The 24,758-nt window shown below is 59.2% G+C and carries 30 protein-coding genes and 1 tRNA gene; 17 read left to right on the forward strand and 14 right to left on the reverse strand.

Annotated features, from left to right (window positions below):
• Positions 1-161: 161 nt before the first annotated feature.
• Positions 162-641, forward strand: coding sequence for a hypothetical protein (locus tag CAF76_RS25835; protein WP_085649080.1), 480 nt, complete (start codon positions 162-164; stop codon positions 639-641).
• Between the two features lie 157 nt (positions 642-798).
• Here CAF76_RS25835 and CAF76_RS25840 read toward each other — a convergent pair whose 3' ends face one another.
• The 3 genes from CAF76_RS25840 to CAF76_RS25850 form a co-directional block, all read right to left on the reverse strand.
• Positions 799-1,179 carry a RidA family protein gene (locus CAF76_RS25840; RefSeq protein WP_085649081.1) on the reverse strand — a complete coding sequence of 127 codons (381 nt, stop codon included), beginning with the start codon at positions 1,177-1,179 and terminating at the stop codon, positions 799-801.
• Positions 1,180-1,280: 101 nt separating this feature from the next.
• Positions 1,281-2,012: a DUF72 domain-containing protein gene (locus CAF76_RS25845; protein WP_085649082.1), complete on the reverse strand. Its 732-nt coding sequence runs from the start codon at positions 2,010-2,012 to the stop codon at positions 1,281-1,283.
• The gene (locus CAF76_RS25850) at positions 2,009-2,440 is read right to left on the reverse strand and encodes a DNA methylase (protein ID WP_085649083.1); all 432 of its coding nucleotides are present in this window, start codon (positions 2,438-2,440) and stop codon (positions 2,009-2,011) included. Before CAF76_RS25850 ends, CAF76_RS25845 begins: the two co-directional genes overlap by 4 nt.
• Positions 2,441-2,900: 460 nt before the next feature.
• Between CAF76_RS25850 and CAF76_RS25855 the strand changes: the two genes are divergently transcribed.
• Entirely contained in the window at positions 2,901-3,284 is a 384-nt protein-coding gene (locus tag CAF76_RS25855; RefSeq protein WP_085611853.1) for a DUF6124 family protein, read from the forward strand.
• A 55-nt stretch (positions 3,285-3,339) separates the two neighbouring features.
• On the opposite strand, the gene CAF76_RS25860 is transcribed toward CAF76_RS25855, so the two are convergent.
• Both CAF76_RS25860 and CAF76_RS28605 read right to left on the reverse strand, forming a co-directional pair.
• Positions 3,340-3,732, reverse strand: a complete 393-nt coding sequence (locus CAF76_RS25860; protein ID WP_143491852.1) for a hypothetical protein — start codon at positions 3,730-3,732, stop codon at positions 3,340-3,342.
• 199 nt (positions 3,733-3,931) lie between these two features.
• Positions 3,932-4,297 (reverse strand): hypothetical protein, encoded by a 366-nt coding sequence (locus CAF76_RS28605; protein WP_143491853.1) that lies wholly within the window; start codon positions 4,295-4,297, stop codon positions 3,932-3,934.
• A gap of 526 nt (positions 4,298-4,823) precedes the next feature.
• On the opposite strand from CAF76_RS28605, the gene CAF76_RS25865 reads away from it, so the two are divergent.
• The gene (locus tag CAF76_RS25865; protein ID WP_085649085.1) at positions 4,824-6,500 is read left to right on the forward strand and encodes an MFS transporter; all 1,677 of its coding nucleotides are present in this window, start codon (positions 4,824-4,826) and stop codon (positions 6,498-6,500) included.
• A 171-nt stretch (positions 6,501-6,671) separates the two neighbouring features.
• Positions 6,672-7,592, forward strand: a complete 921-nt coding sequence (locus tag CAF76_RS25870; RefSeq protein WP_371857939.1) for an AraC family transcriptional regulator — start codon at positions 6,672-6,674, stop codon at positions 7,590-7,592.
• A 45-nt stretch (positions 7,593-7,637) separates the two neighbouring features.
• On the opposite strand, the gene CAF76_RS25875 is transcribed toward CAF76_RS25870, so the two are convergent.
• Complete coding sequence (locus tag CAF76_RS25875) at positions 7,638-9,548, reverse strand: tyrosine-protein phosphatase (RefSeq protein WP_085649087.1); 1,911 nt, start codon at positions 9,546-9,548, stop codon at positions 7,638-7,640.
• Between the two features lie 224 nt (positions 9,549-9,772).
• Here CAF76_RS25875 and CAF76_RS25880 point away from each other — a divergent pair, with 224 nt between their 5' ends.
• From CAF76_RS25880 to CAF76_RS25890, 3 genes are read left to right on the forward strand one after another with little or no spacing between them, the layout of a single operon-like run.
• On the forward strand, positions 9,773-10,027 hold the full coding sequence (locus tag CAF76_RS25880; protein ID WP_085611857.1) for a DUF4880 domain-containing protein: 255 nt from the start codon (positions 9,773-9,775) through the stop codon (positions 10,025-10,027).
• Positions 10,028-10,082: 55 nt separating this feature from the next.
• Positions 10,083-10,577 (forward strand): PaaI family thioesterase, encoded by a 495-nt coding sequence (locus tag CAF76_RS25885; protein ID WP_085649088.1) that lies wholly within the window; start codon positions 10,083-10,085, stop codon positions 10,575-10,577.
• Positions 10,578-10,601: 24 nt separating this feature from the next.
• A complete protein-coding gene (locus tag CAF76_RS25890) occupies positions 10,602-11,009 on the forward strand; it encodes a RidA family protein (RefSeq protein WP_085649089.1) in 408 nt (135 codons plus the stop codon).
• Between the two features lie 11 nt (positions 11,010-11,020).
• On the opposite strand, the gene CAF76_RS25895 is transcribed toward CAF76_RS25890, so the two are convergent.
• Positions 11,021-11,983 carry a LysR family transcriptional regulator gene (locus tag CAF76_RS25895; protein WP_085649090.1) on the reverse strand — a complete coding sequence of 321 codons (963 nt, stop codon included), beginning with the start codon at positions 11,981-11,983 and terminating at the stop codon, positions 11,021-11,023.
• Positions 11,984-12,117: 134 nt separating this feature from the next.
• Between CAF76_RS25895 and CAF76_RS25900 the strand changes: the two genes are divergently transcribed.
• From CAF76_RS25900 to leuD, 3 genes are all read left to right on the forward strand, one after another.
• On the forward strand, positions 12,118-12,534 hold the full coding sequence (locus tag CAF76_RS25900) for a RidA family protein (RefSeq protein WP_085649091.1): 417 nt from the start codon (positions 12,118-12,120) through the stop codon (positions 12,532-12,534).
• A gap of 121 nt (positions 12,535-12,655) precedes the next feature.
• A complete protein-coding gene (gene leuC, locus CAF76_RS25905) occupies positions 12,656-14,077 on the forward strand; it encodes a 3-isopropylmalate dehydratase large subunit (RefSeq protein ID WP_085649092.1) in 1,422 nt (473 codons plus the stop codon).
• A gap of 3 nt (positions 14,078-14,080) precedes the next feature.
• Positions 14,081-14,689 (forward strand): 3-isopropylmalate dehydratase small subunit, encoded by a 609-nt coding sequence (gene leuD / locus CAF76_RS25910; protein ID WP_085649093.1) that lies wholly within the window; start codon positions 14,081-14,083, stop codon positions 14,687-14,689.
• Between the two features lie 37 nt (positions 14,690-14,726).
• Here leuD and CAF76_RS25915 read toward each other — a convergent pair whose 3' ends face one another.
• Positions 14,727-15,644 carry a LysR substrate-binding domain-containing protein gene (locus CAF76_RS25915; protein WP_039773187.1) on the reverse strand — a complete coding sequence of 306 codons (918 nt, stop codon included), beginning with the start codon at positions 15,642-15,644 and terminating at the stop codon, positions 14,727-14,729.
• A 131-nt stretch (positions 15,645-15,775) separates the two neighbouring features.
• On the opposite strand from CAF76_RS25915, the gene CAF76_RS25920 reads away from it, so the two are divergent.
• From CAF76_RS25920 to CAF76_RS25930, 3 genes are all read left to right on the forward strand, one after another.
• Positions 15,776-17,113: a 2-hydroxycarboxylate transporter family protein gene (locus tag CAF76_RS25920; RefSeq protein WP_085649094.1), complete on the forward strand. Its 1,338-nt coding sequence runs from the start codon at positions 15,776-15,778 to the stop codon at positions 17,111-17,113.
• Between the two features lie 138 nt (positions 17,114-17,251).
• Positions 17,252-17,458: a hypothetical protein gene (locus CAF76_RS25925; protein WP_039773079.1), complete on the forward strand. Its 207-nt coding sequence runs from the start codon at positions 17,252-17,254 to the stop codon at positions 17,456-17,458.
• 229 nt (positions 17,459-17,687) lie between these two features.
• Positions 17,688-17,762: transfer RNA gene (locus CAF76_RS25930), tRNA-Gln, on the forward strand.
• Positions 17,763-17,813: 51 nt separating this feature from the next.
• Here CAF76_RS25930 and CAF76_RS25935 read toward each other — a convergent pair.
• The 3 genes from CAF76_RS25935 to CAF76_RS25945 all read right to left on the reverse strand — a co-directional run bounded on the left by CAF76_RS25935 (position 17,814) and on the right by CAF76_RS25945 (position 19,436).
• A complete protein-coding gene (locus CAF76_RS25935; RefSeq protein WP_085649095.1) occupies positions 17,814-18,206 on the reverse strand; it encodes a DUF1801 domain-containing protein in 393 nt (130 codons plus the stop codon).
• Between the two features lie 154 nt (positions 18,207-18,360).
• Complete coding sequence (locus CAF76_RS25940) at positions 18,361-18,702, reverse strand: hypothetical protein (protein WP_085649096.1); 342 nt, start codon at positions 18,700-18,702, stop codon at positions 18,361-18,363.
• Between the two features lie 86 nt (positions 18,703-18,788).
• Entirely contained in the window at positions 18,789-19,436 is a 648-nt protein-coding gene (locus tag CAF76_RS25945) for a hypothetical protein (RefSeq protein WP_064595804.1), read from the reverse strand.
• Between the two features lie 163 nt (positions 19,437-19,599).
• Between CAF76_RS25945 and CAF76_RS25950 the strand changes: the two genes are divergently transcribed.
• A complete protein-coding gene (locus CAF76_RS25950) occupies positions 19,600-19,845 on the forward strand; it encodes a hypothetical protein (RefSeq protein ID WP_039773074.1) in 246 nt (81 codons plus the stop codon).
• Between the two features lie 114 nt (positions 19,846-19,959).
• Here the strand turns inward: CAF76_RS25950 and CAF76_RS25955 are convergent, their stop codons facing one another.
• Positions 19,960-20,703, reverse strand: coding sequence for a hypothetical protein (locus CAF76_RS25955; protein ID WP_143491854.1), 744 nt, complete (start codon positions 20,701-20,703; stop codon positions 19,960-19,962).
• 253 nt (positions 20,704-20,956) lie between these two features.
• Here CAF76_RS25955 and CAF76_RS28775 point away from each other — a divergent pair, with 253 nt between their 5' ends.
• Both CAF76_RS28775 and CAF76_RS25960 read left to right on the forward strand, forming a co-directional pair.
• Positions 20,957-21,118, forward strand: coding sequence for a hypothetical protein (locus CAF76_RS28775; RefSeq protein ID WP_170928274.1), 162 nt, complete (start codon positions 20,957-20,959; stop codon positions 21,116-21,118).
• Between the two features lie 53 nt (positions 21,119-21,171).
• Positions 21,172-21,762: a helix-turn-helix domain-containing protein gene (locus CAF76_RS25960; RefSeq protein ID WP_165369529.1), complete on the forward strand. Its 591-nt coding sequence runs from the start codon at positions 21,172-21,174 to the stop codon at positions 21,760-21,762.
• Positions 21,763-21,831: 69 nt separating this feature from the next.
• Here CAF76_RS25960 and CAF76_RS28925 read toward each other — a convergent pair whose 3' ends face one another.
• Positions 21,832-22,341 carry a hypothetical protein gene (locus tag CAF76_RS28925; protein ID WP_074690788.1) on the reverse strand — a complete coding sequence of 170 codons (510 nt, stop codon included), beginning with the start codon at positions 22,339-22,341 and terminating at the stop codon, positions 21,832-21,834.
• A gap of 390 nt (positions 22,342-22,731) precedes the next feature.
• On the opposite strand from CAF76_RS28925, the gene CAF76_RS25970 reads away from it, so the two are divergent.
• Positions 22,732-23,193: a DUF3574 domain-containing protein gene (locus CAF76_RS25970; RefSeq protein WP_085649098.1), complete on the forward strand. Its 462-nt coding sequence runs from the start codon at positions 22,732-22,734 to the stop codon at positions 23,191-23,193.
• Between the two features lie 113 nt (positions 23,194-23,306).
• Here CAF76_RS25970 and CAF76_RS25975 read toward each other — a convergent pair whose 3' ends face one another.
• Positions 23,307-24,722: an APC family permease gene (locus tag CAF76_RS25975; protein WP_085649099.1), complete on the reverse strand. Its 1,416-nt coding sequence runs from the start codon at positions 24,720-24,722 to the stop codon at positions 23,307-23,309.
• Between the last annotated feature and the right edge of the window lie 36 nt (positions 24,723-24,758).

Genomic DNA, 24,758 nt, shown 5'->3' on the forward strand with positions numbered 1-24,758 from the left:
GCGATGTGATGCATAAAGTCACTAGCACAGTTTCGGGAATGGCATAACTGTAAGTTCTGTCAGTTGTTGGGTCGGCTTATATGAAGCACTCTTTTCGCCAGGTATTCCAGCGTATTGCAGTGCCTTTTCCATTTTTCGATTCATAAAAAAGGATTTCGATAATGAACACTGAAATTTACAAAGCATTAAATATTAATGAAAAAGACATGACGGCCGGTGACGCACATTCAGTAATGAACAATTATTGCGAGGCAACGTTCAGTCCACCCATTCCGGGCGTAGGGGAAAAGTTTTCAGCTGGCACATTCATCTATGCTTCGTTAGTTCCAGAATTTTTAAGTGTCCTGGGTCGTAGCCTGCCAACTGAGGAACACGTACAGCTCGGGCTCATAATCCCCAAAACGCTGGAAGACGGTACATACAAAATAGAGCGCGAAGGTACTGGCGTTGTATCGGGCCACCTAACAGCAGGCTTTTATAATGTGTCGGGTTTTAAGGGTAAGGTTACGTTCAAAAGAGACAGGATCAGCAACACTATTGAAGCGAATTTTGAAATGTATGTTATTTATGAAGGCGTCGAATACCATGTGAAAAACGCACAACTTTTTCTAAATGCCACCGGCCCACTGGACGATAAATAGCCTTAATAGAAAGTTCGAAGCGCAGCCAGGCTCGGAGCGGCCGTATTGGCTGCGCTGGTCTGTAGGGAAGTTTGCCCGTAAAAACGCCGGCACAATACAGCAGCAATGAATGACTGACTTGGAACACCTGCTCCTGCGGGGAGCAGCTGTGCTGAAGTCAGGCCTTGGCGGCCATCGCAGTCACTTCCACCTTCATCCCCTCAACCGCCAGCGCCGCCACGCCCACCGCCGCACGCACCGGCCATGGCTTGGCGAAGTAGCGCTTGTACACCTCGTTGAACGCAGCGCGATCAGCCATATCGGTCAGATAAATGGTCAGGTGCAACACGCGATCCATTGAGCTGCCGGCCTTTTCCAGCGCCACTTTCAGCGCCTGCAACGTGCATTCGCTTTGCGCGATGATGTCGCCCAGTTCCAGGCTGCCGTCGGCACGGGTCGGAATCTGGGTCGACATCAGGATGCCGTTGAATTCGGTCACGTCCGAAGAGATTGAGTCTGCATCCGGGTCCGGGGTGTAAGTGATGTCTTGGTTGGCCATGGGAAAGTCCTTCGCTGGCAGTGAGGACGGCGCCATCGCGCGCCGTTTCGGGCGGCCAGTTTACAGACCCGGTCGGCGGTGGGAAGTCCCGACGCGGTGTGTCAGCCCTGCGCCAGTATCCGCCGCAGTTCCAGCGCATTGCCGAGTGCCGCGCCGCTGGCGGTGTTGTCGAAAATGCACCAGGTGTCGACGCCGTCGACAGCCGCCACCTGCAAATCGCCGGCGAGCGTTTCCAGATACGCCGAGTCGTAGGGGCTGTGATAAATCCGTGGCGAACCGTGCAGCCGCCAGTAGCGCACGCCCGGCCAGCCGCACGGAGCCGTGTCGGTGCTGATTCGCGAGGGATCGACCACCGCTTGCGCGATGCGATACGCCATCAACAACAGTTCGGCGGCGGTCCAGGATTCGTGGCGCGGCTCCAGCACCACGGCCCCGGAATAGCGCTGGCGCAAGCCGATGAAAAACGCCTCGGCAACCGCTTCGTCAAACGCCAGCGACGGTGGCAACTGCAGCAGCAGGCAACCCAGGCGATCACCCAGTCCCGAACACTGCTCGAGAAAGGCGTCGAGCTCAGGTTCACAGTCCCGCAGGCGTCGCTCATGGCTGATCGATTTCGGTATCTTCACGCAGAAGCGAAATCTGTCCGCCACCGACTCGGCCCAACGGGCATAGGTTTGCAGTTTGTGCGGACGGTAGAAGGAGCTGTTGATTTCCACGCCATTGAGCAGCGCGGCATAACGTTGCAGATGAGTGCCCTGCTCCGGAAAGGCCGGCCAGTGCTGCCGGGGCAGGCTCCAACCCGCGCAACCGATGAAGATCGACGACACATTCAAAACAGCACCTTGCCCGCTTCACGCATGAAGATTTCCACGGTTTTCGGGCCGATCCCTTCGAAGGCTTGCAAACGCTTTTCGAAGTCCTGGCGGTCGGCGCTCGCCTCGACCATGTTCATTACCCGCCCGGCATATTCGTCATTCAGTCTGGCGGCCAGGGCCAGCAAGCGTTCGGCGGTGGTTTCGTCGTAACGCACGTAATGCGCCTGGCCGAGCATCCGCACCAGCTCGCGGTGGGTGCAATGGCCGAGTTTGCGCGGCGTATCGCGCTGGTGTCGTTCAACGATCACTCGGTAGGCTTCGGCGGCGATGTCGGCCTGGATGCGTTTGCCCATCAGGAAACTGGCGAGCAGCCATTTGAACAGCGCTGATTCGTTCAGCGGATGCAGGTCGATGTGCAAGTCTTGGGCGTTGATGGTTTTGGTCATGCAGCTTTTGAGCGAGGGGCGGCGTGATGAGTGCGGGGCTGGCGACGAATGGTTTTGGGGCTTAACGCGTCAGGTTTCTCCTCGTCGGGCGATGATTGATAAACAGGTTTGAATCACGCCGTTTAAAGACATGTCGGAATGCTTCCGGATGCCTACAAATCCTTGCGCCAGAGCCTACCGCTACGCCAGAATCCGCCGGCTTGTGCGCCTTGGGGTCGGCCGGTAACTTGGATCGGGTCACTGATTTGCAGTGATCGGGTTTAGCAGCCCGGCAGATATTCCCCGGTTGTACGAGTCTCATCAGTCAGGCGGTCGCCTGCACTTGATGGTGGCTGTGTGCTTGGCACCTTCGGGTGCGCCGGGTTTTGGGGATGTCTACCGGTCTGCTAACTCGCACACAGCCGCCACCCCCTTCGTTTAGCAGCGAAATGGATGCGGCCTTATAGAAGGATGACATCCCATGTTCAAAATAACGCCAAATCCCCCGGTCACCGAACCGGCCAGCATCACCAATCCAACATCCCCCTACGAATGCCCTGACTCCAAAAAATTCAACGAAGCCGCCGAACGCGCCCTCAACTACTACCTCGGCCCGCCCGCCCCCTACATCATGGCCGCGCCCTACGTCCCCAACCGCCTCTACCAGGCCAACCCGGCCAGCAACACCGAATCCCTGCTCGCCGACGCCGTCGAAACTCTCGGCTCGGCCAACGTCATGCTCAACAACCTCGTCGACGCCCTCGAAGGCCCCCACCGCAAAACCGCACAAGGCATCGCACAGATCGTGATGCTGGCGGAACTGGCGGTGAATCAGGTGCTGGATAACGTCGTGCCGACGGAGTAATCAAAAATGTGACGCGGGCAATCCTGCGTCACTTTTTCTGTTTTTTCATATCGTTTCAGGGAGCGTACAAGTCCAACGCTCCTTCCACCCTTTTTTCACATTGAAAACCGTTCACAACGCCTAGCAGCGTGCCCTTGTAGTTGTTAGCGATCGTCGTGGGTTTCGTATTGACCGTTACTGAGGTCTTTGCTGCCGAAAACGTCTGGTTAGCCGACGTGAGTATTGAACCCGGCCCTTGAAAACCAGTGAATTGCACCACACCACTAACACTCCCCAGCAAATCGCTGCGTACTGTCACCTCGACTTCAATGGGCGACCCTCTGGCTACATCGGGAGTCATCAGAACGACGACAACTCCATCGCAAATGCTTGGAGCTGCTTGCACCAGCGCAGGTGCGCATAGAGCGACAATCGACGCTACAACTACACTCGCGACAGATTGATTCATAGGATCACCTGTGTTGCATACGAGGGCGGACCAGAGAAACGAAATTAAAAAGATAATTAAAAGGACGGACAATCAAAGGAACCAACCAAAGGGAGCAGATTTATTTCCCAAGGGACGATTAAATAAATCTGTCCCCCTTCGATTACACCCCAGAGTTAAAGAGCGTACAGGTCCAGCACCTCAACAAACATCAACATCATTAATAGACTGGATCACCATAAGCATAAGTACCAAAGCCGCCGCAGCCACACTTACAACCGTAACCATGCCACTGAGTTTGGCGGCCACTTCCAATCCCATGTCCTCCACTCGCACCTCCGGACCCAGACCCGACTTCTATATTCGGTGAAGGCTTATCCCCCAAGAACCCCTTTCCTTGTATCGTAATCGCAGTCGCATCAGTAATATTTTCCCGCAAAACATCTTTTGGCTTCCCATCCGAGAGATCATTAATAACAACTCCCTCACGTGTCACGCTTTCAATTAGACCCTCAACAACCTGTCCACTGAGAAGCGTAATCTTATGACGAGTCCCAACTACAAAATCCTTAGTTAAATCCACCATAATAAATCTCCTTCTTTCACCAGACAGCCATAAATATTAAAAACATCCCACTACCCAATCACAGCCTACATAAAGCCACCAACATTGCCACCTGTCATAAATGACAGGTTTTAATAATTAATAGAAATAAATCAAATTCCAACCAAGAATTAGGCGAAACGCATATCCGCAGCGGTGACTCAGTAAACGGTCTGGGAAGACGCGCTAGGGCTAGGGAAGGCCCAGTCTGCTACTCCTTGTCGTTGGGCAACTGCACCAGAGGTAGAAGCGGCAATTCTTTAATGAAAAAACTCCCGGTAGACGATGCGCAGGTGGATTCCCGCCGCGAATGTATCGTTGTCAAATCTCCCCAACTGGATATCCCCCCAATCCCAATTATGCTCAATGAAACCCCGCCCTCCCGCGCGGGGCGGTGATTCTGTGCACGCTCCACGAAATACCTGAACCGGCATCCGCCACAGGCCTTGGGTACGCGACGTTGATGAAGTGCTCCGGCCTACAAAAACAAGCACGACGGAGAACACCCATGGCAGTACTCGACAGCATGTCCACAGGCAGTGCCCCGCACCACAGCGTCAGCCGGGAGGAGCGCAAGGTCATCTTTGCGTCGTCGCTCGGCACGGTGTTCGAGTGGTACGACTTTTACCTCTACGGCTCCCTGGCGGCGATCATCGCCAAGCACTTCTTTGCCGGGGTGAACGAGACCACGGCGTTCATCTTCGCCCTGCTCGCCTTCGCCGCCGGTTTTGCGGTGCGGCCGTTCGGGGCGATTGTGTTCGGGCGGCTGGGCGACATGATCGGGCGCAAGCACACGTTTCTGATCACCATTGTGATCATGGGTGTGTCGACGGCGATTGTGGGGTTCCTGCCCGGTTACGCGACCATCGGGGTCGCGGCGCCGATCATTCTGATTACCCTGCGCTTGCTGCAAGGCCTGGCGCTGGGCGGTGAGTACGGCGGTGCGGCGACGTATGTGGCCGAGCATGCGCCGAAGGGCAAACGCGGTTATTTCACTTCCTGGATTCAGACCACCGCGACCCTGGGCCTGTTTATGTCGTTGCTGGTGATCCTCGCCTGCCGCACCGCGCTGGGCACCGAAGCGTTCGAGGCCTGGGGCTGGCGGATTCCGTTCCTGCTGTCGATCCTGCTGCTGGCGGTCTCGGTGTACATCCGGCTGCAACTGAACGAGTCGCCGGTGTTCAAGAAAATGAAGGAAGAAGGCAAGTCGTCGAAAGCGCCGCTGACCGAGTCCTTCGCCCGTTGGGACAACCTGAAAATCGTGATCATGGCCCTGCTCGGCGGCACCGCCGGGCAAGCGGTGGTCTGGTACACCGGGCAGTTCTACGCGCTGTTTTTCCTGCTGCAAACCCTGAAGATCGACCCGCAGACCGCGAACCTGCTGATCGCCGGTTCGCTGCTGATCGGTACGCCGTTCTTCGTGATCTTCGGCAGCCTGTCCGACCGCATCGGGCGCAAGGGCATCATCATGGCCGGGTGCATTCTGGCGGCGGTGACCTACTTCCCGATCTTCCACGCGCTGACCCAATACGGGAATCCCGACGTATTCGTGGCCCAGGAGAAGAACCCGGTCAAAGTGATCGCCAACCCCGAGCAGTGCTCGTTCCAGTTCGATCCGGTGGGCAAGGCCAAATTCACCAGCTCGTGCGATCTGGCGAAAACCATCTTGGCCAAACGGGCGATCCCGTACGAAAACGTGGTGGCGGAACCGGGCACCGTGGCTCAGGTGCGCATCGGCGACAAGGTCATCGAAAGCTTCGAAGGCACACCCCTGCCGGCCGCTGACTTCAAGACCCGTAACGACGCGTTCACCGCCAGCCTCGGCACGGCGTTGAAAGAAGCCGGTTACCCGGAAAAAGCCGACCCGGCGAAGACCAATTACCCGATGGTCTTGCTGCTGCTGACCATCCTCGTAATCTACGTGACCATGGTTTACGGCCCGATTGCGGCGTGGCTGGTCGAGCTGTTCCCGGCGCGCATCCGCTACACCTCGATGTCGCTGCCGTACCACATCGGTAACGGCTGGTTCGGCGGGTTCCTGCCGACCGTGGCGTTTGCGATGGTTGCGGCCACCGGGGATATCTACTACGGCTTGTGGTACCCGATCGTGATTGCGGTGATGACGGCGATTCTCGGGATCTTCTTCATGCCGGAGACCAAGGATCGGGACATTCATCACACCTGAAATGACTTCACTCGATGCTGTGCATGGCGTCACGCACAGCATCGAGCGTTGTCACATCAGCGTCATTCTCCCTTGGTAACGTCCTCGCGCCCCTATGCCCCGACCACCAAGGTGAACCTCCCGGTGTACTCAAGCCCGACACGCCAAACCCTCATCCTGCGATCCGACAACATGGCCAGTGACGACTTCGGCGCCCTGTTCTCACGAATGTTCGGCAACCGTTATGGCGACACACCACCGCCGCCCAAAGACATCATCATTGGCGGCGTTTACGGGCGGTACGAAGGCGTGAGTTTCCGGCGCATGCATTACCGGGGCGATTTCACCGTCGCCTTCCCCGAGCCGTTCGATGAAATCACCTTCGTCATTCCCACCGCCGGCAAGATCGTGTTCAACCATGAATCTGTCGGGCTGTGCGATGTGGGGCTGGCCATCGACAAGGCTGACCTGCGTTCGACGCGTTTTATCGACAATCATGCCCAGCACGGCATGTCGATCAGCCGTGCGGCGCTCACCGAACGGCTGTCGACCCTGTTGGGCAAACCGATCGTGCACAAGCTGCATTTCGAGCCGAGGGTGGATCTGAACAGCCCGGCGTTTCAGGGCATTCGTGCGCTGATTGATCTGGCCACCGGCACCGAGTTCGATCTGCTGCTGAACGCCGGTTCGCTGATGCCCTCACGGCTGCGGGAGATGCTGGTGGACGCGGTATTGGAGGCCTGGCCGCACAACTTCAGCCAGGCCTTGCGCGGTCCAGAGGCGTTGATTGCGCCGAGGCATGTGCGGCAGGCGATCGATTACATTCAGGCGCATCCCGAGATTCCGGTAAGTGGCACTGATCTGGCGCGGCTGGCCAACGTCAGCCTGCGCGCGCTGCAAGAGGGTTTTCGGCGATTTGCCGGGACGTCGATTGTCGGGTATCAGCGACAGGTGCGGCTGGAGCGCGCTTACGAAACGTTGCGTCAGGGCGTTTCGCCCTCGGTGACCGAGGTGGCGCTGCGATTGGGCTTCAGCAATGTCGGCCGATTCAGCCAGTATTTCCAGAATGCCTACGGCGTGAGCCCGGCTGATGTGCGAAAGGGACTGCGTTAGCACAGCAGACCATTGTGGGAGCGAGCAGGCTCGCCCCCACAGTTTTTAGAACTGATAACTGGCCTTGAGCGCGCCACTGAAACCGTGGCTGTCGCCCCCACCGCTGGCACCGACTTCAGCGCCCAGGCTCAAAGCACCGAGATTGGCCATCAGGTTGACGCCCCCGCTGAACTGATCGCGGTTGTCGAACGCCGCGCGCTGCTCGATATCCAGCCCCAGTAGATGCCCTTCGCTGTCGACCTGATGATCACCCAGCACACGCTCGTAACCAATCCGAACGCCTGGCACCAGTTGCCACGCGCCCATGGGCATCGGGGCAAACGAGACGTCGAGATTGGCCACCGCACTGCGGCGGGTTTCCTGAATGTCATCGACATTGAGGGCCAGTTCGCTGCCCTTCTCCTGGAAGCCTGACAGGTCCAGACGACTGACGCGCACGCCAAGGCTTGGCTCCAGAATCACAGTGTTCAGCGGCATGCGATACCCCAGCGCCAATGTGGCGCCGCTGAGATTGCCGTGAGTGTCGCCCTTCGCCGAACCGAGGCCGCCGCCGAGATCGCGTTTGCTGTCGTAGTCGATATAACCGGCGCTGATGTTGGCGTCGACAAACAGGCCTCGTTCCAGGCTGGTGAAACCATAACGGGCGCCAAGGTTGAAGAACGTGAAATCGGTATCGGCCTCTCCGCCTGCGCCACCCACCGAACCCTTGCTGTAACCGATGCCGCCGCGCGCACTGAGTTGTTCGGAGAAGCGCTGGGTGACGCCGACCATCAGGCCCTGGCTGTGTTCATTGCTGCTTTGCGCATGGGCCGAACCGTCGGTGCCCAGATAACCGGCGAGCGCGGTGCTCCACAACCGGTACTGGCCGACCTTGAGGTCGGTGCCGCTGGAGAACGGCGCGGCGGCTTGCTCGATCATTGCGTTCTGACGCAGCAGGTAACTGGCCGCATCGGCGTGCACCTGGCCGCCGACCGTGGACTCGACACCGCCGAGGGTGCCGGCGTCGATGGCCGATTGCAGGTAGTAGTTGTAAGCGCTGTAGGTGCCCGACAGGCTGCTGTTCTGTAACTCCTGCAACAGTTGCGCACCGGCCGCGGCGTTGCCGATCAGCCCTGCCTGGCCGGGCAGGCTGTTGTACTCGACCATTTTGCCGCGCAGTACATAAATGGTTTCCTGGGACAGACCCAGCCCCTGCTTGAGGTAGTTGTCCATGCTGCCGTATTGCGCGGTGACCTGATCCAGACCCGCTTGCAGGTAACTGGCTTCGACGCCCAGCAGCGGCGCGTAGATCGCGGCCATGCTCGGCGGCATCATCGCCAGGGTCTTGGCGACCCGTTCGGCGGTGTAGTCGTTGGTCGCCAGGTAATTGCTCATGATCGTGGCGTTATCCACGCCGGCGATGCTCAACAGAACGGCAGCGGTCCAGCCGGTGCGGTCCTTGCCGGCGGTGCAATGGAACAGCGCGGCGCCGTCGACACCGGCCAGCTCGTTGAACAGTACGTTGAACTGACCACGCATGCCGGCATCGCTGACAAACGCGCGGTTGGTTTCCTGCATCATCGCAATCGCATCGGCCGCGCTTTTGAACGACACGGTGGTGATGTTCGCGCCGGAGGTGGTGCTGCCGATGATGTCGATATTCTGGTAGGTCGCACCGCTTGGCATCGTGTCCGGCGTGCTGGCAATTTCGCTGGGCGTGCGCAGGTCGTACACCGACTTGATCCCCAGACCGTTGAGGGTCGCCAGGTCCGCCGCCGTCGGCGTCAGGGCATTGGAGCGGTAGAACACACCGGCGCGCATTGTGCCGTCATGGGCCGTGGAATAGGCGGTGGTGGTGCCGGCGATATCCCGGAAGTTGTCGATGCCTGCCAGGCGCGGGGTATCGAGGTCAGCCGCCTGGGCGGCAGCAATGGACAGACTCAGCACGGACAGCGAACAAACAAGACGTTGAAACACGGGGCAGCCTCACTGGAAACAGGTTGGGCTGCCCACTATCTGCATTGAAATGTGAGGGAATATGACAAAGCGACGAAGCCCGGAAATCACGGCGCGATCTGTCCATCGGCAGCGTTTTTTGTCCGTTGAACGTTCACTAACCGTTTAAATACTCAAGGTGCTTTGACGTTTTTTTTGCAAGCGGCAACGTAAAATGCCCTCCCCAGCCATCGTGGAAACCGTCAATGACCGACGCAGACGAAGAAATCCTGAACCAGGCAGCGCACTGGTGCCTGCGCCTGCAGGAGGACGATTGCACACCTGACGAACGCCAGGCGTTTGAGCAGTGGATTCAGCAAAGCCCGCGCCACGCCTTTGAATACGCGAAAATGCTGGAAATCTGGGACATCAGTGAGCAATTGCCGAACCACTCGACGACTCGCAAAAAACTGCTGACCGATCCACAACGGCCCACGCAAAAGGAGCAATCCTCACGTTGAGCATTCGGGGTTAGAATCCGCGGGGTTCGGCTTACAGTTTAAGGATGATCCCGGCATGGCCACCCCCGACATTTCCCTGCAAGACACCGCCGCCCCCGAGGGCGTCTGCTTCGGCTGCGGCAGCCGCAACCCCCACGGGCTGCACATCAAAAGCTTCTGGCACGAAGACGGCGTACACGTCATGGCCGAGCACGTGCCCGAGGCCAAGTACAGCGGCTGGCCGGAGCTGGTCTACGGTGGGTTGATCGCCATGCTGGTCGACTGCCACTCCAACTGGACCGCAATGGCTTATCACTACCGCGCTGAAGGGCGCGACCCCGAAAGCCTGCCGCGCATCAACTGCGTCACCGGCAACCTGGGCATCAAGTTCATCAAACCAACGCCAATGGGCGTGCCGCTGACATTGAAGGCAAAAGTCGAAGGTGACGTCGGGCGCAAGACCCGGGTGATCTGCGAGGTCTACGCCGGGGATGTGCTGACGGCGGTGGGTGATTCGGTATTCGTGCGGGTGGATACCGAGCAGTTGGCAGCGGCCGCGCACGGTCGCTGAAATCCGTCATTGAAGGAAAACACCATGCCAGATCGCAAAATCATCATCCCCGAATCCATGAAACCCATCGTCGAACGCGCCGGATACGCCCCGGCGGTTCTGGTCGGCGATACGCTTTATTGCGCTGGTCAGGTGGGCCGCACCGCTGATTTGCAAGTCATCGAAGACCCCGAGCAGCAATTCATCCGCGCCTGGGAAAACCTCGACGAAGTGCTGAAGGCCGGTGGCTGCACCTTCAACGATGTGGTGGAGATGACCACCTATCACGTCGACATGAGCCAACACATGCCGGTGTTTCGCGAAGTGAAAAACCGCGTATTCCCCAAAGGCTTCTGCGCGTGGACCTGCATCGGCGTCAGCGAACTGGCCCATCCGGGGCTGCTGGTGGAAATCAAATGCGTGGCGGTACGCAGGCGCGCTACCTCTGGGTAACGCCATTCCGCTCACCCTGTTGTTGAACGATGAGCCTGACCTTCTGCTGGCGAACCTGAGCGATCCATGACCGGTGCGTGACGGGCCATCACTTCGGCGATCCAGTCGATGAACACCCGCAACTTGCGGCTGATGTGGCGGTTTGGCGGGTACGCGACATACAGCGGCATCGGATCGAGGCGCCAGTCTTCAAACAGCGGCACCAGATCACCGCTCGCCTCGTGTGCTTTCGACATGTACGTGGGCAACCACAGCACGCCCAGCCCTGCGAGGCCCGCCGACAGATAGGCGTTGCCATCATCGACCGCCAGGACGTGGCGCCCCTTGATCTGCAAATCTTCGTGTTCGTTGTGCAGGGCGTACGGCACCGGTTTGCCGGTACGCGCCCACAGGAAACCGACCACCCGATGATGGCTGTCTTCCAGTTCACGGGGATGCATCGGGGTGCCGGAGCGGGCCAGATAACTCGGCGCGGCGTACACGCCAAGTTGAAGATCCGCCACCTTCCGCGCCATCAGCGACTGATCCCGCAGCTCGCCGCCACGGATAACGCAATCGACGTTTTCATCGATGATGTCGACGATCCGGTCGCTGACGCCCATGTCGATCTGGATCTCCGGGTAACGCGCGTAAAACTCGGGCAGCGCCGGCACCAGAATCAGATTGGCCAAGGGGCTGGGTACGTCGACCCGCAAGCGCCCCTTGGGCTGCGCCGCCGCGCCAGGCAGGCTGGTTTCGGCGTCGTCCATGTCCGCCAGCAACTTGACCACCCGCTCGTAATAGGCCACGCCGTCCGCCGTGGCGTTGACCTTGCGCGTGGTGCGGTTGAGCAACTTGACCCGCAGGCGCGCCTCCAGTTGCTGAATGAGCTGGGTCACTGTGGTCTTGCTCATGTGCAGGGTTTCGGCGGCCTTGGTGAAACTGCCCGCCTCCACCACCCTGGCGAAGGCTTGCATCGCGTCAAAACGGTCCATATCCCACCTCTGATAGCGACTCGATTGTTTGGAATTTGCAAACAGTGATCGCCAAGGTTGCGCGTTTATCGCGCCGAGGCAAGTCCCTAAAGTTTCTCCATCGCAGGTTTTCAACCCATTGAAGGAGACTCCCCATGACTAACGCCCAGCCAAAACGCGACGTGGTTTTCCCGCCCGGACGCCATGCGCTTTACGAGCGCAACCGTTATTCCCCGGCGGTTCGTTCCAACGGTTTTCTGTTTGTCTCAGGCCAGGTCGGCAGCCTTGAGGACGGCTCGCCGGAGCCGGATCTGAAACAACAGGTGCGACTGGCCTTCACCAACCTCAATGCGATCCTCGGTGCGGCCGGTGGCAGCTTCGACGACGTGGTGGACGTGACGGTGTTCATGGTCGATCCGCAATCAACTTTCGAAACCATCTGGGAAGTGGTGCCCGAGTTCTGGGGCGAGGCGCCGCATCCGACCATTACGGCGGTCGGCGTGACGTGGCTGTACGGGTTTCAGTTCGAGATCAAGGTGATTGCCAGGTTGCCGGAGGAGACACGGGCGTAGGCTTGCGGCAATTGCTCACAATCCGTGTTCAACGGCTTCACTGAAGCACTCTTGATGCCGTTTCCGCGATCAATATGCTGGCGTTATGTTGTTTTTGCCCGGACAGAAAAGAGCGCAAGCCATGCCCAGCCCGAGAACGCTGTACCAGAAGCACATCGACAGTCACACCGTCTGCACCCTCGACGATCAGGGCCACGTGCTGCTTTACATCGACCGCCAGGTCGCCAACGAATACACCAGCCCGCAAGCCTTCAGCGGCCTGCGCGAGGCCGGGCGCACGGTGTGGCGGCCCGGGGCGACGCTGGCGGTGGTCGATCATGTGAACCCCACCGCACCGAAACGCATCGCGACCATGCCCGACGCCGGGGGCGCCCGGCAGGTGTCGTACTTCGAAGAAAACTGCCGCGATTTCGGCATCGAGCTGTTCGATGTGCTGGACAAGCGCCAGGGCATCGAACACGTCGTGGCGCCGGAACAGGGTTTCATTCTGCCGGGCATGGTGGTCGCGGCCGGTGACAGCCACACCACCACTTACGGCGCACTGGGCGCCTTCGGTTTCGGCATCGGCACTTCGGAAATCGAACACCTGCTGGCGACGCAGACCTTGGTCTACAAACGCCTGAAAACCCTGCGGGTGACGGTCAACGGTGAGCTGGGCGCAGGTGTCACGTCCAAGGACATCATCATGGCGCTGATCGAGAAGATCGGTGCGTCCGGCGCCACCGGTTACGCCATCGAGTTCACCGGCCCGGCCATCAGCGCCCTCAGCGTCGAAGCGCGCATGACCATCTGCAACATGGCCGTCGAGGCCGGTGCCCGTGGTGCGTTCATGGCGCCGGACGACAAGGTGTTCGCCTACCTGCAAAACAAGCCGCGCGCGCCCAAGGGCAAGCTCTGGGAGCAGGCCGTCGAGCGCTGGAAAACCCTGCACAGCGACGAGGGCGCGGTGTTTGATCGCGAAGTCATCCTCGATGTCGCCGCGCTGGAGCCGATGGTGACCTGGGGCACCAGCCCCGATCAGGCCGCGCCGATCAAAGGGCGCGTGCCGGACCCGGCCACCCAGCCCGATCCGATCTTGCGTCAGGGCCTGCAGCGCGCCCTCGACTACATGGGCCTGACACCCGGCATGCCATTGAACGAAGTGACGATCAGCCATGCCTTCATCGGCTCCTGCACCAATGCGCGGATCGAAGATTTGCGTGACGTCGCCCGGGTGGTGCGCGGCAAGCGTGTGGCGGCCCACGTGCGGGCGATGATCGTTCCCGGCTCGACCCTGGTGCGCAATCAGGCCGAGGACGAAGGCCTGGCGCAGATTTTTCTCGACGCCGGTTTCGAATGGCGGCAATCAGGCTGCTCGATGTGCCTGGCGATGAACGACGACGTGCTCGCGCCGGGGGATCGCTGTGCGTCGAGCACCAATCGCAACTTCGAAGGCCGTCAGGGCGCCGGTGCACGCACCCACCTGATGAGCCCGGCGATGGTCGCCGCCGCCGCCATCACCGGCCATTTGACTGACGTGCGCAACGTCGCGCTGGAGGCTTGAACCATGCAACCTTTCGACACCGTCAGCGGCAGCGCCGCGCCGTTTCTTGGTTCCAACATCGACACCGACGTGATCATGCCCAAGCAGTTTCTCAAGGGCATCGATCGTCAGGGGCTGGATCGCGGGCTGTTCTTCGATCTGCGCTTTCTCGCCTCCGGCGAACCCAACCCGGAATTCGTGCTGAACCAGCCGGCCTGGCAGGACGCGGTGTTTCTGGTGACCGGCCCCAACTTCGGTTGCGGTTCCAGCCGCGAACACGCGGTGTGGGGCTTGAAGCAAGTGGGGATCCGGGCCTTGATCGGCACCACGTTTGCCGGGATTTTCTACGACAACTGCCAGCGTAATGGCGTGTTGGCGATTCAGCTGGACGACGTGCAGTTCAAGCGTGTGGCCGAGGCGATCAGCGTCCCGGCGACCGCGCGGATCAGCGTCAACCTGGCGCAGCAGACGATCGAGCTGGCGGACGGCACGCGGATCGGATTCGAGATCGATCAGCTGCGCAAACAGTCGTTGCTGCTGGGACTGGACGCCATCGGCACCACGCTGCAACGCACCGAGCAGATCCGCGCTTTTGAAGCGCGGCATCTGGCGGACAATCCCTGGCTGGGTTGATGGCAAAAAAACGGGCGGTTCATTGAACCACCCGTTTTCATTCCACGGACAAATCGCGGAAATACTCTTCCAGAAACTCCACGCACACCCGCAATTTCGCCGACTCGCTGAGCCGGGTCGGATAGACCGCCCAGACGTTGGCGCTCTGGGTGTAGCCGTCCAGCACCTGCACCAGCCTGCCCTGCTCGAGCATCGGTTTGACGTCCCACATCGAGCGCAACAGAATCCCGCCGCCGCTCAAGGCCCACTCCAGCACGATCTCGCCACTGTTGGAGGACAACGGACCATTCACTCGCACCGTTTCTTCCTGTCCGTCCTTGCTCAGGGTCCAGATGCCGAATGCGTTGTTGCGCTCCTTGAGCACCAGACAATCGTGGTCTTTCAGGTCTTCGAGGGACTGCGGCGTGCCTCGGCGTTCGAGGTATTCCGGCGTGGCGCACAGCACGCGCCGGTTGCTCACCAGTTTGCGCGCCAGATGCTGGCCCGGCAGGTCATCGCCGACGAGGATTTCCAGATCGAAGCCCTCGCCTACCAGATCGACCACCCGGTCGAACACGTCCAGCCGGATATCAAGTTTCGGGCAAGCCCGGGACAACTGGCTGATCGCCGGCGCCACATGATTGCGGCCGAAACCGAAGCTGCTGCAAATGTGCAGCGATCCCGCCGGCTGGTGCCGGGCCTGGGAAATCTCGCCGAGAAACTGATCGAAATCCCCCAGCAGTTTCTCCGCCCAGATCCGCACCCGCTCGCCATCGTCGGTCAGCGCAATGCGCCGGGTGGTGCGGTGCAGCAGCTTGGTCGCCAGCGTGGTTTCCAGCACCGAGATGCGCTTGCTGACGTAGGCCGGTGAGAAGCCCAACTCGTCAGCGGCGCTGGCAAAGCTGTTCTTGCGGATGACGGTGAGGAACACCTTGAGGTCTTCGGGCAAGGGAAATTGGTCACGATTCGTGTTCATAGGCCGCATGCTTCCGCTGTTTATCACGCATTTTGCGAAGGATACCATCGAATCACCGCCTCGCCACCCGAGCCCGGTGCACCGTGGTTTCCCGTCCATCCTCGATAAAAACAAACATGAGGACATGCGTCATGAGCGACTCCCTTGAGCAATCCCTGAACGTCGACGGCCCGCGCGCCGGCGGGTTCATCCAGCGCCTGCGCAGCTATGAGATCGGCGTGATTCCGCTGCCGATCTTCCTCGGCATCGCCGTGATCGTGTTTCTGTCGGCCCACCTCGGCTTTCTGCCGAAGAACATGATCGGCGGACTGGCCGTGATCATGACCATGGGCGTGTTCTTCGGCCAGATGGGCTCGCGTCTGCCGATCCTGCGGGAAATCGGTGGCGGCGCGATCCTGTGCCTGATGTTGCCGTCGGTGCTGGTGTTCTACGGTTTCTTCGGCGCGCCGACGATCGACGCCACCAAAATGCTGATGAAGGAAGCCAACTTCCTGTACTTCGTGATCGCCAGCCTGGTGGTCGGCAGCATCCTGGGCATGAGCCGGTTCATTCTGGTCCAGGGCATGATCCGCATGTTCATCCCCTTGCTGGCCGGCACCCTGGCCGCCGTCGCGAGCGGGCTGATTGTCGGCAAGCTTGCCGGCTACAGCGTCTACCACACGTTCTTTTTCATCATCGTGCCGATCATCGGCGGCGGCATCGGCGAAGGCATCCTGCCGCTGTCCCTGGCCTACTCGGCGATCCTCGGCGGCACGCCGGACATCTACGTCGCGCAATTGGTCCCGGCGGCCGTGGTCGGCAACATTGCAGCGATCATCTGCGCCGGTTACCTGGCACGACTGGCGCTGAAACGCCCGGCCATCAACGGTGAAGGGGCGCTGATCCGGGCGAAAGCCGAAAACGATAAATTCAAGGTCAAGGATGAGTCCGCCACCGCCATCGACCTGCGACTCATGGGCGCTGGCGTGCTGGTCATCTGTGCGTTCTTCGTGCTCGGTGGCCTGCTGGAAAAGGTCGTCGGGATTCCGGGGCCGGTGATGATGATTCTCGCGGCGGTGCTGTTCAAATACGTGCGCGTGTTGCCGGAGAAACTGGAAAAAGGCGCGCAGTCTTTCTACAAACTGGTTTCCGCCGCTTTCATCTGGCCGGTAATGATTGGCCTGGGCATGCTGTATGTACCGCTCGACAGCGTGGTGAAGGTGTTTTCGATCGGCTATGTGCTGGTGTGCCTCAGCGTCGTGGTGTCGATGACCGTCGCCGGTTTTTTCATTGGCAACCTGATGAAGATGTACCCCATCGAATCGGCCATCGTGACCTGCTGCCACAGCGGTCTGGGCGGCACCGGCGACGTCGCGATCCTGTCGGCCTCGAACCGGATGTCACTGATGCCCTTTGCGCAGATTTCCACCCGGATCGGCGGCGCTTCGACGGTGATTCTGGCGACGCTGTTGCTGGGTTTTGTCGCCTGAACAAATATCGGCTTGTTGCCGGTGAGCTACCGGCGTTCATCAACCCGGCTCCGCAGTTTTCTGCACGGTTGCCGCTAAAAAACTCGAACTCGCTCCATGGCGCTGCATCCAACGTTTAACCCAACGGAGGTCAACGCCATGAACAACGACAGCAAAGCCCCAGCCACGGATACGTCCGGCAAACCGGTCGATGTGGTGAAACGCGATCTTGAGGATCCGGACGACAAGACCCGCGGCGTGGATGAGGTCATAACGCCCTCGTCGACCCGCACCAAGGAGCAGGACGCTGAGGAGTTGCAACGCAAGGTCGACGAAATCGAACGCAAGGTTGCAGACGGCAACTGATCGGTTCATCGAGGCAGGTCTTGGCCAGGTTTTCGGGCTACAGCGGTCGCGCCGGTTTTCATGGCAATCGCTGAAAAGCCCGAAAAACCTGACCGGCGATACCGTCCGGGAAATAAGTAGCTGTTTTCCCTGAAATTTATTTGTTTCAGGGGTTCACAGAACGCAAGAGCGCTGGTAAAGTGCCGCCCACTGTTGCAGAGGTCCTCCCGGGACTGAAACCAATAGCTACAGGGGCGTCGCCAAGCGGTAAGGCAGCAGGTTTTGATCCTGCCATGCGTTGGTTCGAATCCAGCCGCCCCTGCCATTTTTTTCCTCGTTTCACCCTCCTGCGCTTCACCTCCGCCTCAACGGCAAATCACTTCTTTGAATTCAACGTAATCGCCGAACGCACCAGAGCTTTAAGAGCCTTTGCATCGATCTTGTCGTCTTCGTGAACATCTATCGCCCGCCGGGTATTGCCCTCCAGGCTGGCGTTGAACAGTCCCGACGGATCCTCCAGTGCCGCGCCTTTGGCGAAGGTCATTTTCACCACCGCCTTGTAGGTTTCCCCGGTGCAGATGATGCCGTTGTGCGACCAGACCGGAACGCCGCGCCACTTCCACTCTTCGACTACCTCCGGGTCCGCTTCATGAATGATCGCGCGGATCTCGGCCAGCTTCTGGCCGCGCCAGTCGTTCAGTTCCTTGATTCTTGCGTCGATCAGCACAGAGGGATTCTCGGTCGCCGCGCCGCTGCTGTCCTTCTTCATGTTCTTGTACTCCCGAAAACCTTTTCCGCTATCCAGCGTAGCGCCGACTGCGCCAAACGCCGGGCAAAAAAAAGCCCCGCAAGGTGCGGGGCAAAGGAATTGGTTGGTTGCGGCCAACCAAAGGAGCATCGTCAAAAGCGTTAACCGTCAGGCGTTACAGGCACTCCTGGGCAGCCCGTTCAAAACTCGACGGCATGAAACTCGACGCCAGCAAGTGGCGCTCATACAAAAAGACCTTCCCACCGCCCTGTGCCTTGTAAGCCTCCAGCACGTTGTCCGCTGCGACTTTGCTTGGCACCACGATCCGGTAGCTGCGCTGGGTCTGCGACACGGTCGGATTCAGCGCACTGCCCTGCAGTTTCGGCACCACGCATTCGGCGTACTGGGCGGGCGTCTTGTGCGTCTGCAAGGTCAGCGTCGGATCGTTCGGCGCAGAGGCGCAAGCGGTCAGCAGCAAAGTGGCAGAAGCCATGGCAGGGATAAGAAAGGCACGCATGGGTAAAATCCTGAAAATAAACGGTTCGGTTCTTCGGCAACGTTCAGTGTCACGGGCACTGCCGTTGCCGTTTTTGATTTGGGTGCTCAGCCTGCACTCACCAGGGCTTTGAGCGAGTCATCGAACTGCTTCAAGGCACTCAGTTGCAGATCGCGTTGCTGTTCGATCCCTGCAGCGATTTCGGGCGCTGCCTTGTTGTGCACCCACACCGAAGGCAGTTGCTTCTCCACCGCGCCCTCGGCCTTGCCGATGTATTGCAGGTTGGCGTCGTAGAAGCGTGCGGCGAACCGCGCTTCGACCTGGCTGTTGCGTTGGGTCAGCAGACGGTTGTGGGTGTCGAGCATCACCACCACGTCCGGATGAGCCTGCACCAGCGCATCGAGGCTGTCGTAGACGGTCACCGAGAGAAACTGTTGTTGCAGCGAACTCATCAGCCAGTCGATGGCCAGCTCCGGGTCGGAGCTGTCGACGAAGGCGTCACGGATCCGCGCATCGAGCGCATTCTTGGCTCCGTTCACCGCCACGTCGTGGTAACGCTCAAGGTATTGCAGGTTGTCCAGGGTGTTTTCGCTGTACAGCACACCGACGGTTTGCGAGTGCTGCAACGCGGCGCTGCTGGCGGCGACGGGCAGAAAATGGCACGACTTGGCGTCGTCTGCGTAAGCTGGGGCTACGGTAGCGGCCACCCCTCCCATCAGCAGGGCGACTACAGCCAGTCGGTTCAAAGTCTTCATCGCGCAATTCCTTCAGCGGTGTGTTCGATGGAGGCGATTTTCCGCCCATCGGCACCAAAGCAGAACTTGCGTTTCTTGATGGTCACTATTACTTGAACCGATAGTTGCGCGGCGTGCAGACTGCGGCACACTCAATCACAACGAAAACAGATGAGGATTACCCGTGCGAACCTTTGATCTGATCCGCGATGCCGTCGTGCCCGAATTCCGCGACCGCGTGGCGGAATACCTTGTCGAATACGAAACGGTCCTGGGCCAGAACGTTGCCGATTCCGAATCAGTGCGGGCCGTCGCCTATCAGCTGCGCGGCTATTTACGCGGCCTGAACACCACGCGCGTTTTGGGCATGGCAGATTGGGAGGAACTGGATCGACGCGTGCTTAACACCTGGCTAGCGCCCGCTCGATGACACGCGGACAACCTCGACCCGGTCCTCGCCGGCCCTTTGTTTTGCGCAGGCTCCACAGTCCCCGCTTTCGTAAATATCCTGGCCTGAGGTTCGCTGATGCATCCCAAGGGAACGTCAGATGCTCGACAATAGGAATGCCAATAGCAACAACGCACAGATAGCGACCAGACTCACGGCCATGCTCAGCCACTTGGATCCGCCATACAGAGCCTTCATGCCGAGCTCGCCATTGCGCCCGGCGAGCCTCATGGCTACGCCTATACCGAGCAATGTCACGAGCACTCCGGTTTGATGCTGTTCAACGTATTGATTCAAGAGCATCGCAAGGTCAACTTGAGCCTTCCACTGCCACAAGCCATACACAACGACAGCACTGTAGAGACTCAGCCACAGCCCCCACGCTGCAGTGGTGACGACGAAGTATTTCAGCGGTGGATTGCTCAGATTGGGACGCCATCTGCGTATGAACGAGATAGCCCCGAAGTGATAGCTCCAGCGCAGGCCGGCCAGGGCATAAACCAATACTGCGGAAAAAACGAACGCAAACCAGAAATAGCGTCCCTCGGTATTGTGCAGCATGAGCAGCAAGTCGGCCGCTGGACTGGAAGGATCGGACTTGTTCATTTCACGCCAGAACACCCACTGGTAAAACGACCGGATAGTCGCCGCAACCACGCCGGCCACCAACAGGGGCGTTCCCCAAAGGCCTGGCAGTTTTGCATAGATCGGCTGAGCCTCATGAGGCACTCTCACAAATGCCAAGGGTTTGATAAACATTGGGCCCAGCATCAGCAAAACGTAGGCAGTGGCTTTGGCTCCGCGCAGAAAGCGCCAGGCTCGACGAAGTAAGGGGGGCATCAAGACCATCTCTGAATTTCAAAACACAGACGCTATCCGTCACCTGCGTGAAGACCAACCTAAAATTCGATTTGCCAAATTCGCAGAAAAGAAGCCGAGTATGTATCGCCCCCTTACCGCCGATGACAAAGAAAAATCGGCGAACCGATCAAATAACCAGAAAGCATTAATAAATAAACAATCAGTATTTATCGTTATAAAAATCTCGGCGTACTCTCACCTCATCCCGTCATTGAACACAGTGAAGTGCGCCATGAAACCAACTGACAACCTGATCGACTTCGCCGTCTACCGCAAACGCCGCCACGCCCAGCAACAGGCCCGGCTGATGTGGGAAATGTATGCGCGCAATGCCGGTTATCAGGCTTGGCAGTGGGTGCAGGCCGCTCGTTCCAGCGAGACGCGTCAAGCGTGAACGCGCGTGAACCCTCGCGCTTTCTGGCGAGCGCCGATGAACCTGTGCTGGACCTGAACAATCTCGAATCCCTGGAAGAAGACCCGATCTGTGAACGCGTCGCGCAGAACCTGCAACGGCTGCGCGGCAAGCGGCATCTGTCGCTCGACGCCCTAGCCCGCCAGTGTGGCGTGAGCCGGGCGATGCTGGCGCAAATCGAGTCCGGACGCAGCGTGCCGTCGATCAAGGTGCTGTGCAAAATCGCCAAGGGTTTGAAGGTGTCGGTGGCGGCGTTTCTCGAACATCGCGCGTTTGAAGGCGTAGCCGTGTTGTCGGCGAGCCAGAGCAAGCGGCTGGTCAGCGCCAGCGGTGCCTTTGTCAGCCGTGCGCTGTTTCCCTTTGATGTGGCGCGCCAGTCGGAATTCTATGAACTGCGCCTGAGCCCGCTGGGCGAGGATCAATCCGAAGGCCATGGCCCGGGCGTGCAGGAAAACCTGGTGGTAGCTCAGGGCGTGCTGGAGATCAGCGTCAACGACGAGCGCTATCTGCTGTCGACAGGCGACTCGATCCTGTTTTACGCCGACCAGCCCCACCGCTACCGCAATCCCGCCGACAGTGAAGCGGTGGCGTACCTGGTGGTGACCTACCCCGAACGCCTGGACTGAAAAACAGACAGACATGAAAAAGCCCGACCGGGAATTTCCCGGTCGGGCTTTTTCATGCGCTGGCGAAAATCAGCAGGTGCAGCACATCATCGGCATGCCGTTGCAGCTCATCATCATTGGCATGCTGCAGTCGTTCATCATCTTCATCATCAGGGCGCAGCAGTTTTTCATCATGTCCATGTTCATGCCCGGCATCGGCATGATTTTGCACATCATGCAGTCGGCCATCATGGTGCATTCCATCACGCACTTCATCGATGGCATCGGCATGCCCATCATCGGCATCGGCATCATCATGTTCATCATCGGCATGGCCATGGCCGCCGGGGACATGCACATCATGCTCATGTTGCCGCAATGCATCATCATCGGCATGCCGCAGTCCATCATCATCTGCATCATTTGCGCGCTGTTCTTGAACATGGCCATGTCCATGCCAGCGGCCGGCATCATCTTGCACATCATGCCGTCGTCCATCATGTCGCAGCTCATGGTCGCCATCATCATCGGCATGCCCGTCATCGGCATCATCGGCATGTTGGCGTTCATCGGCATTTGCATCTGCATGGCGTTCATCATGGTGTAGCTCCCTGAGGATTAAGAACTGGATGAGAAGTTGATGGAGCCGATTCTAAGGGTTGGAAAATCCGCAACAAGCTGTCCATCGAGCAGCAAAAAGTGCTGTTCAAACGCTTCAAGTGCAGCGTTCCGTGCGACTTGAACCGTTGCAGCAGCAGAGTAGACGCCATGACAGATCCGGCAAATGCGGGAGCAGGTTTTTAAATGTCATGGATATGCGATCCAACACCAAGCAAATAACTTAAAGAAATAATCGTTCTAACCAACGGGCATTATTTTCACTTTGTTTGCTTATTCCATTAGTTCAACGTTAATCCACTTTTTAATCTTTTATTGCTATTAACCGTCCCCTCTATAATTCGGGACAGTTCTTAACAATAAGGAAGTTCCATGCCGCAACGTTTAGTACTGGCAGCACTGTTTCTGGCGGTCGCCGGGTGTGCCAGCCCTCCTCCGGTTTCCGTGCATACCAAGGATCCCGTCAGTTCGACCCTGCAAGGCGATGCCACGCGACCGGCGCAAGCACAGTGGGTGCGCACCGAGTTGTACTTCTCGGTGGGGCCGCTGGAAGGCAAAGAAGGTGTGGTGAGCCCGGCGCGCTGGCGCGAGTTTCTCGATCAGGAAGTGACGACGCGGTTCCCGGACGGGTTCAGCGTGTTCGATGCGTATGGGCAGTGGAAGGACCACGACGCGAAAGTGCCCGAGCGGCTGGCGACCAAGGTGATTGTGATCCTGCACGAGAGCAGCGCGAAACGTGAGAGTGACATCGAGGCGATTCGTTTGGCTTACAAGCGGATTACCGGGGATTTGTCGGTGCTACGGTTATCTCAGCCGGCGGCGGTGTCCTTCTGATCGCCTGCCCTCACCCTAGCCCTCTCCCGGGGGGAGAGGGAACCGGACGCGGGATGCTTCAGTACTACGCCGACCTGAACCTGCCCTTCTGAATCCATAATCGACTCGTTCTCTCAGGTCGATGTATCTCGCAAGTCACCTCGGTCGGCCCCCTCTCCCTCCGGGCGGTCCGACGTTTCGGGAGGGCTGGGGCGAGGGCCTGGCGTCAGTCGCCCCACCACTGCCAAAAGCACAGCCCCCACCAGCAACACCCCAATCCCCAGAAAAGCGCCAAAACCAACCACCGTAACGCTGGAATACAACATGTAAACGCACAAGCCAAAAAACAGCAGCGGCAAAACCGGATAAAACGGCACCCTGACCGGCCGGGGGATCTCGGGGAAACGCCGCCGCAGAATGATCAACGCCAGACTGCTCAGACTCAGAAACAACCAATACACCGGCGTCAGATACTCAACCATGGTGTTGAAACCGCTCTGGGTAAAACTGCCAAACAGCACCAGCAACAACGCCACCGCGCCCTCGGCCAGCAACGCCTTGCGCGGCACGCCGTCGCGTTCGTCCCATTCGCCGAAACGGCGCAGTTGCGGCACATCGCGGGCGGCGGCGTAGGTGGTGCGGGCGCCGACCAGCAAGGTCGAGTTGATGGTGGCGATGGCCGCGATGCCGACCATCAGCAGGATCAGCAAAACACCGGGGGCACCGAAAGCGCGGTTCAACAGTTCCACCGCCGGCGCGTTGCTCGCCGCCAGGCCTTCGAATCCCAGCCCTCGGACGAACGCCCAGTTCAGCGCCAGATAGATCGCCATCAGCACCGCCAGCGCACCGAGCATGGCAATGAAAATGCCGCGTCGACCGTCGCGCACTTCGGCCGATAACGTCGCCGCATCACTCCAGCCGCCGAAGGCCAGGAACACAAAAATCATCGCCGCAGAAAACCCCGCCTCGCCAGTGTGTTCGGGCACGACCGGATCGCTGGGCAGCGCGGGTTCGATCCCTTGCCACGCCAGCCAGACCCCGGCGCTGGCAATGCTCAGGAACCCGAGAGCAAGCAGCCCGACCAACACAGTCTGAGTAATGAAACCAACGTGCTTGCCCGTCAGATTCAACAGCACCAGCGCGGCAATGATCGCACCGGCAAACAGCCCCGACCCGTAATGTCCCAACGGCACGACCGCATTGAAGTAGTCGGCAAACATGAACGCCGACAATGCGATCCACCCGGTGTGCATCACCGAGAATCGCGACCAGGCAAACAGGAAACCCATGCGCTCGCCGTAAGCGGTGCGCAGGAAATGATAGTCACCGCCCGGATGCGGGAACGCGGTGGCCATCTCGGCAAAGCACAAGGCCCCGGCCATCGACGCCAATCCGCCGAGCACCCAGACCCAATAGAAATGTTCCGGCCCGACGTTCAAGGCAACGGTCGGTGCGGTTTTGAGAATATCGGTGGTGATGACCATGCCCAGCGTTATCAGCAATGCCTGGAACACCGGCAGGTGCCGCTTGGGGCCATTGGTTTGAGTCATGAAGGTTCCCGCTGATGATCCGCCATCCATGGCGGA

This window comes from Pseudomonas sp. B40(2017) (assembly GCF_002112855.1).
In the GTDB taxonomy this organism is placed as follows: domain Bacteria; phylum Pseudomonadota; class Gammaproteobacteria; order Pseudomonadales; family Pseudomonadaceae; genus Aquipseudomonas; species Aquipseudomonas pharyngis.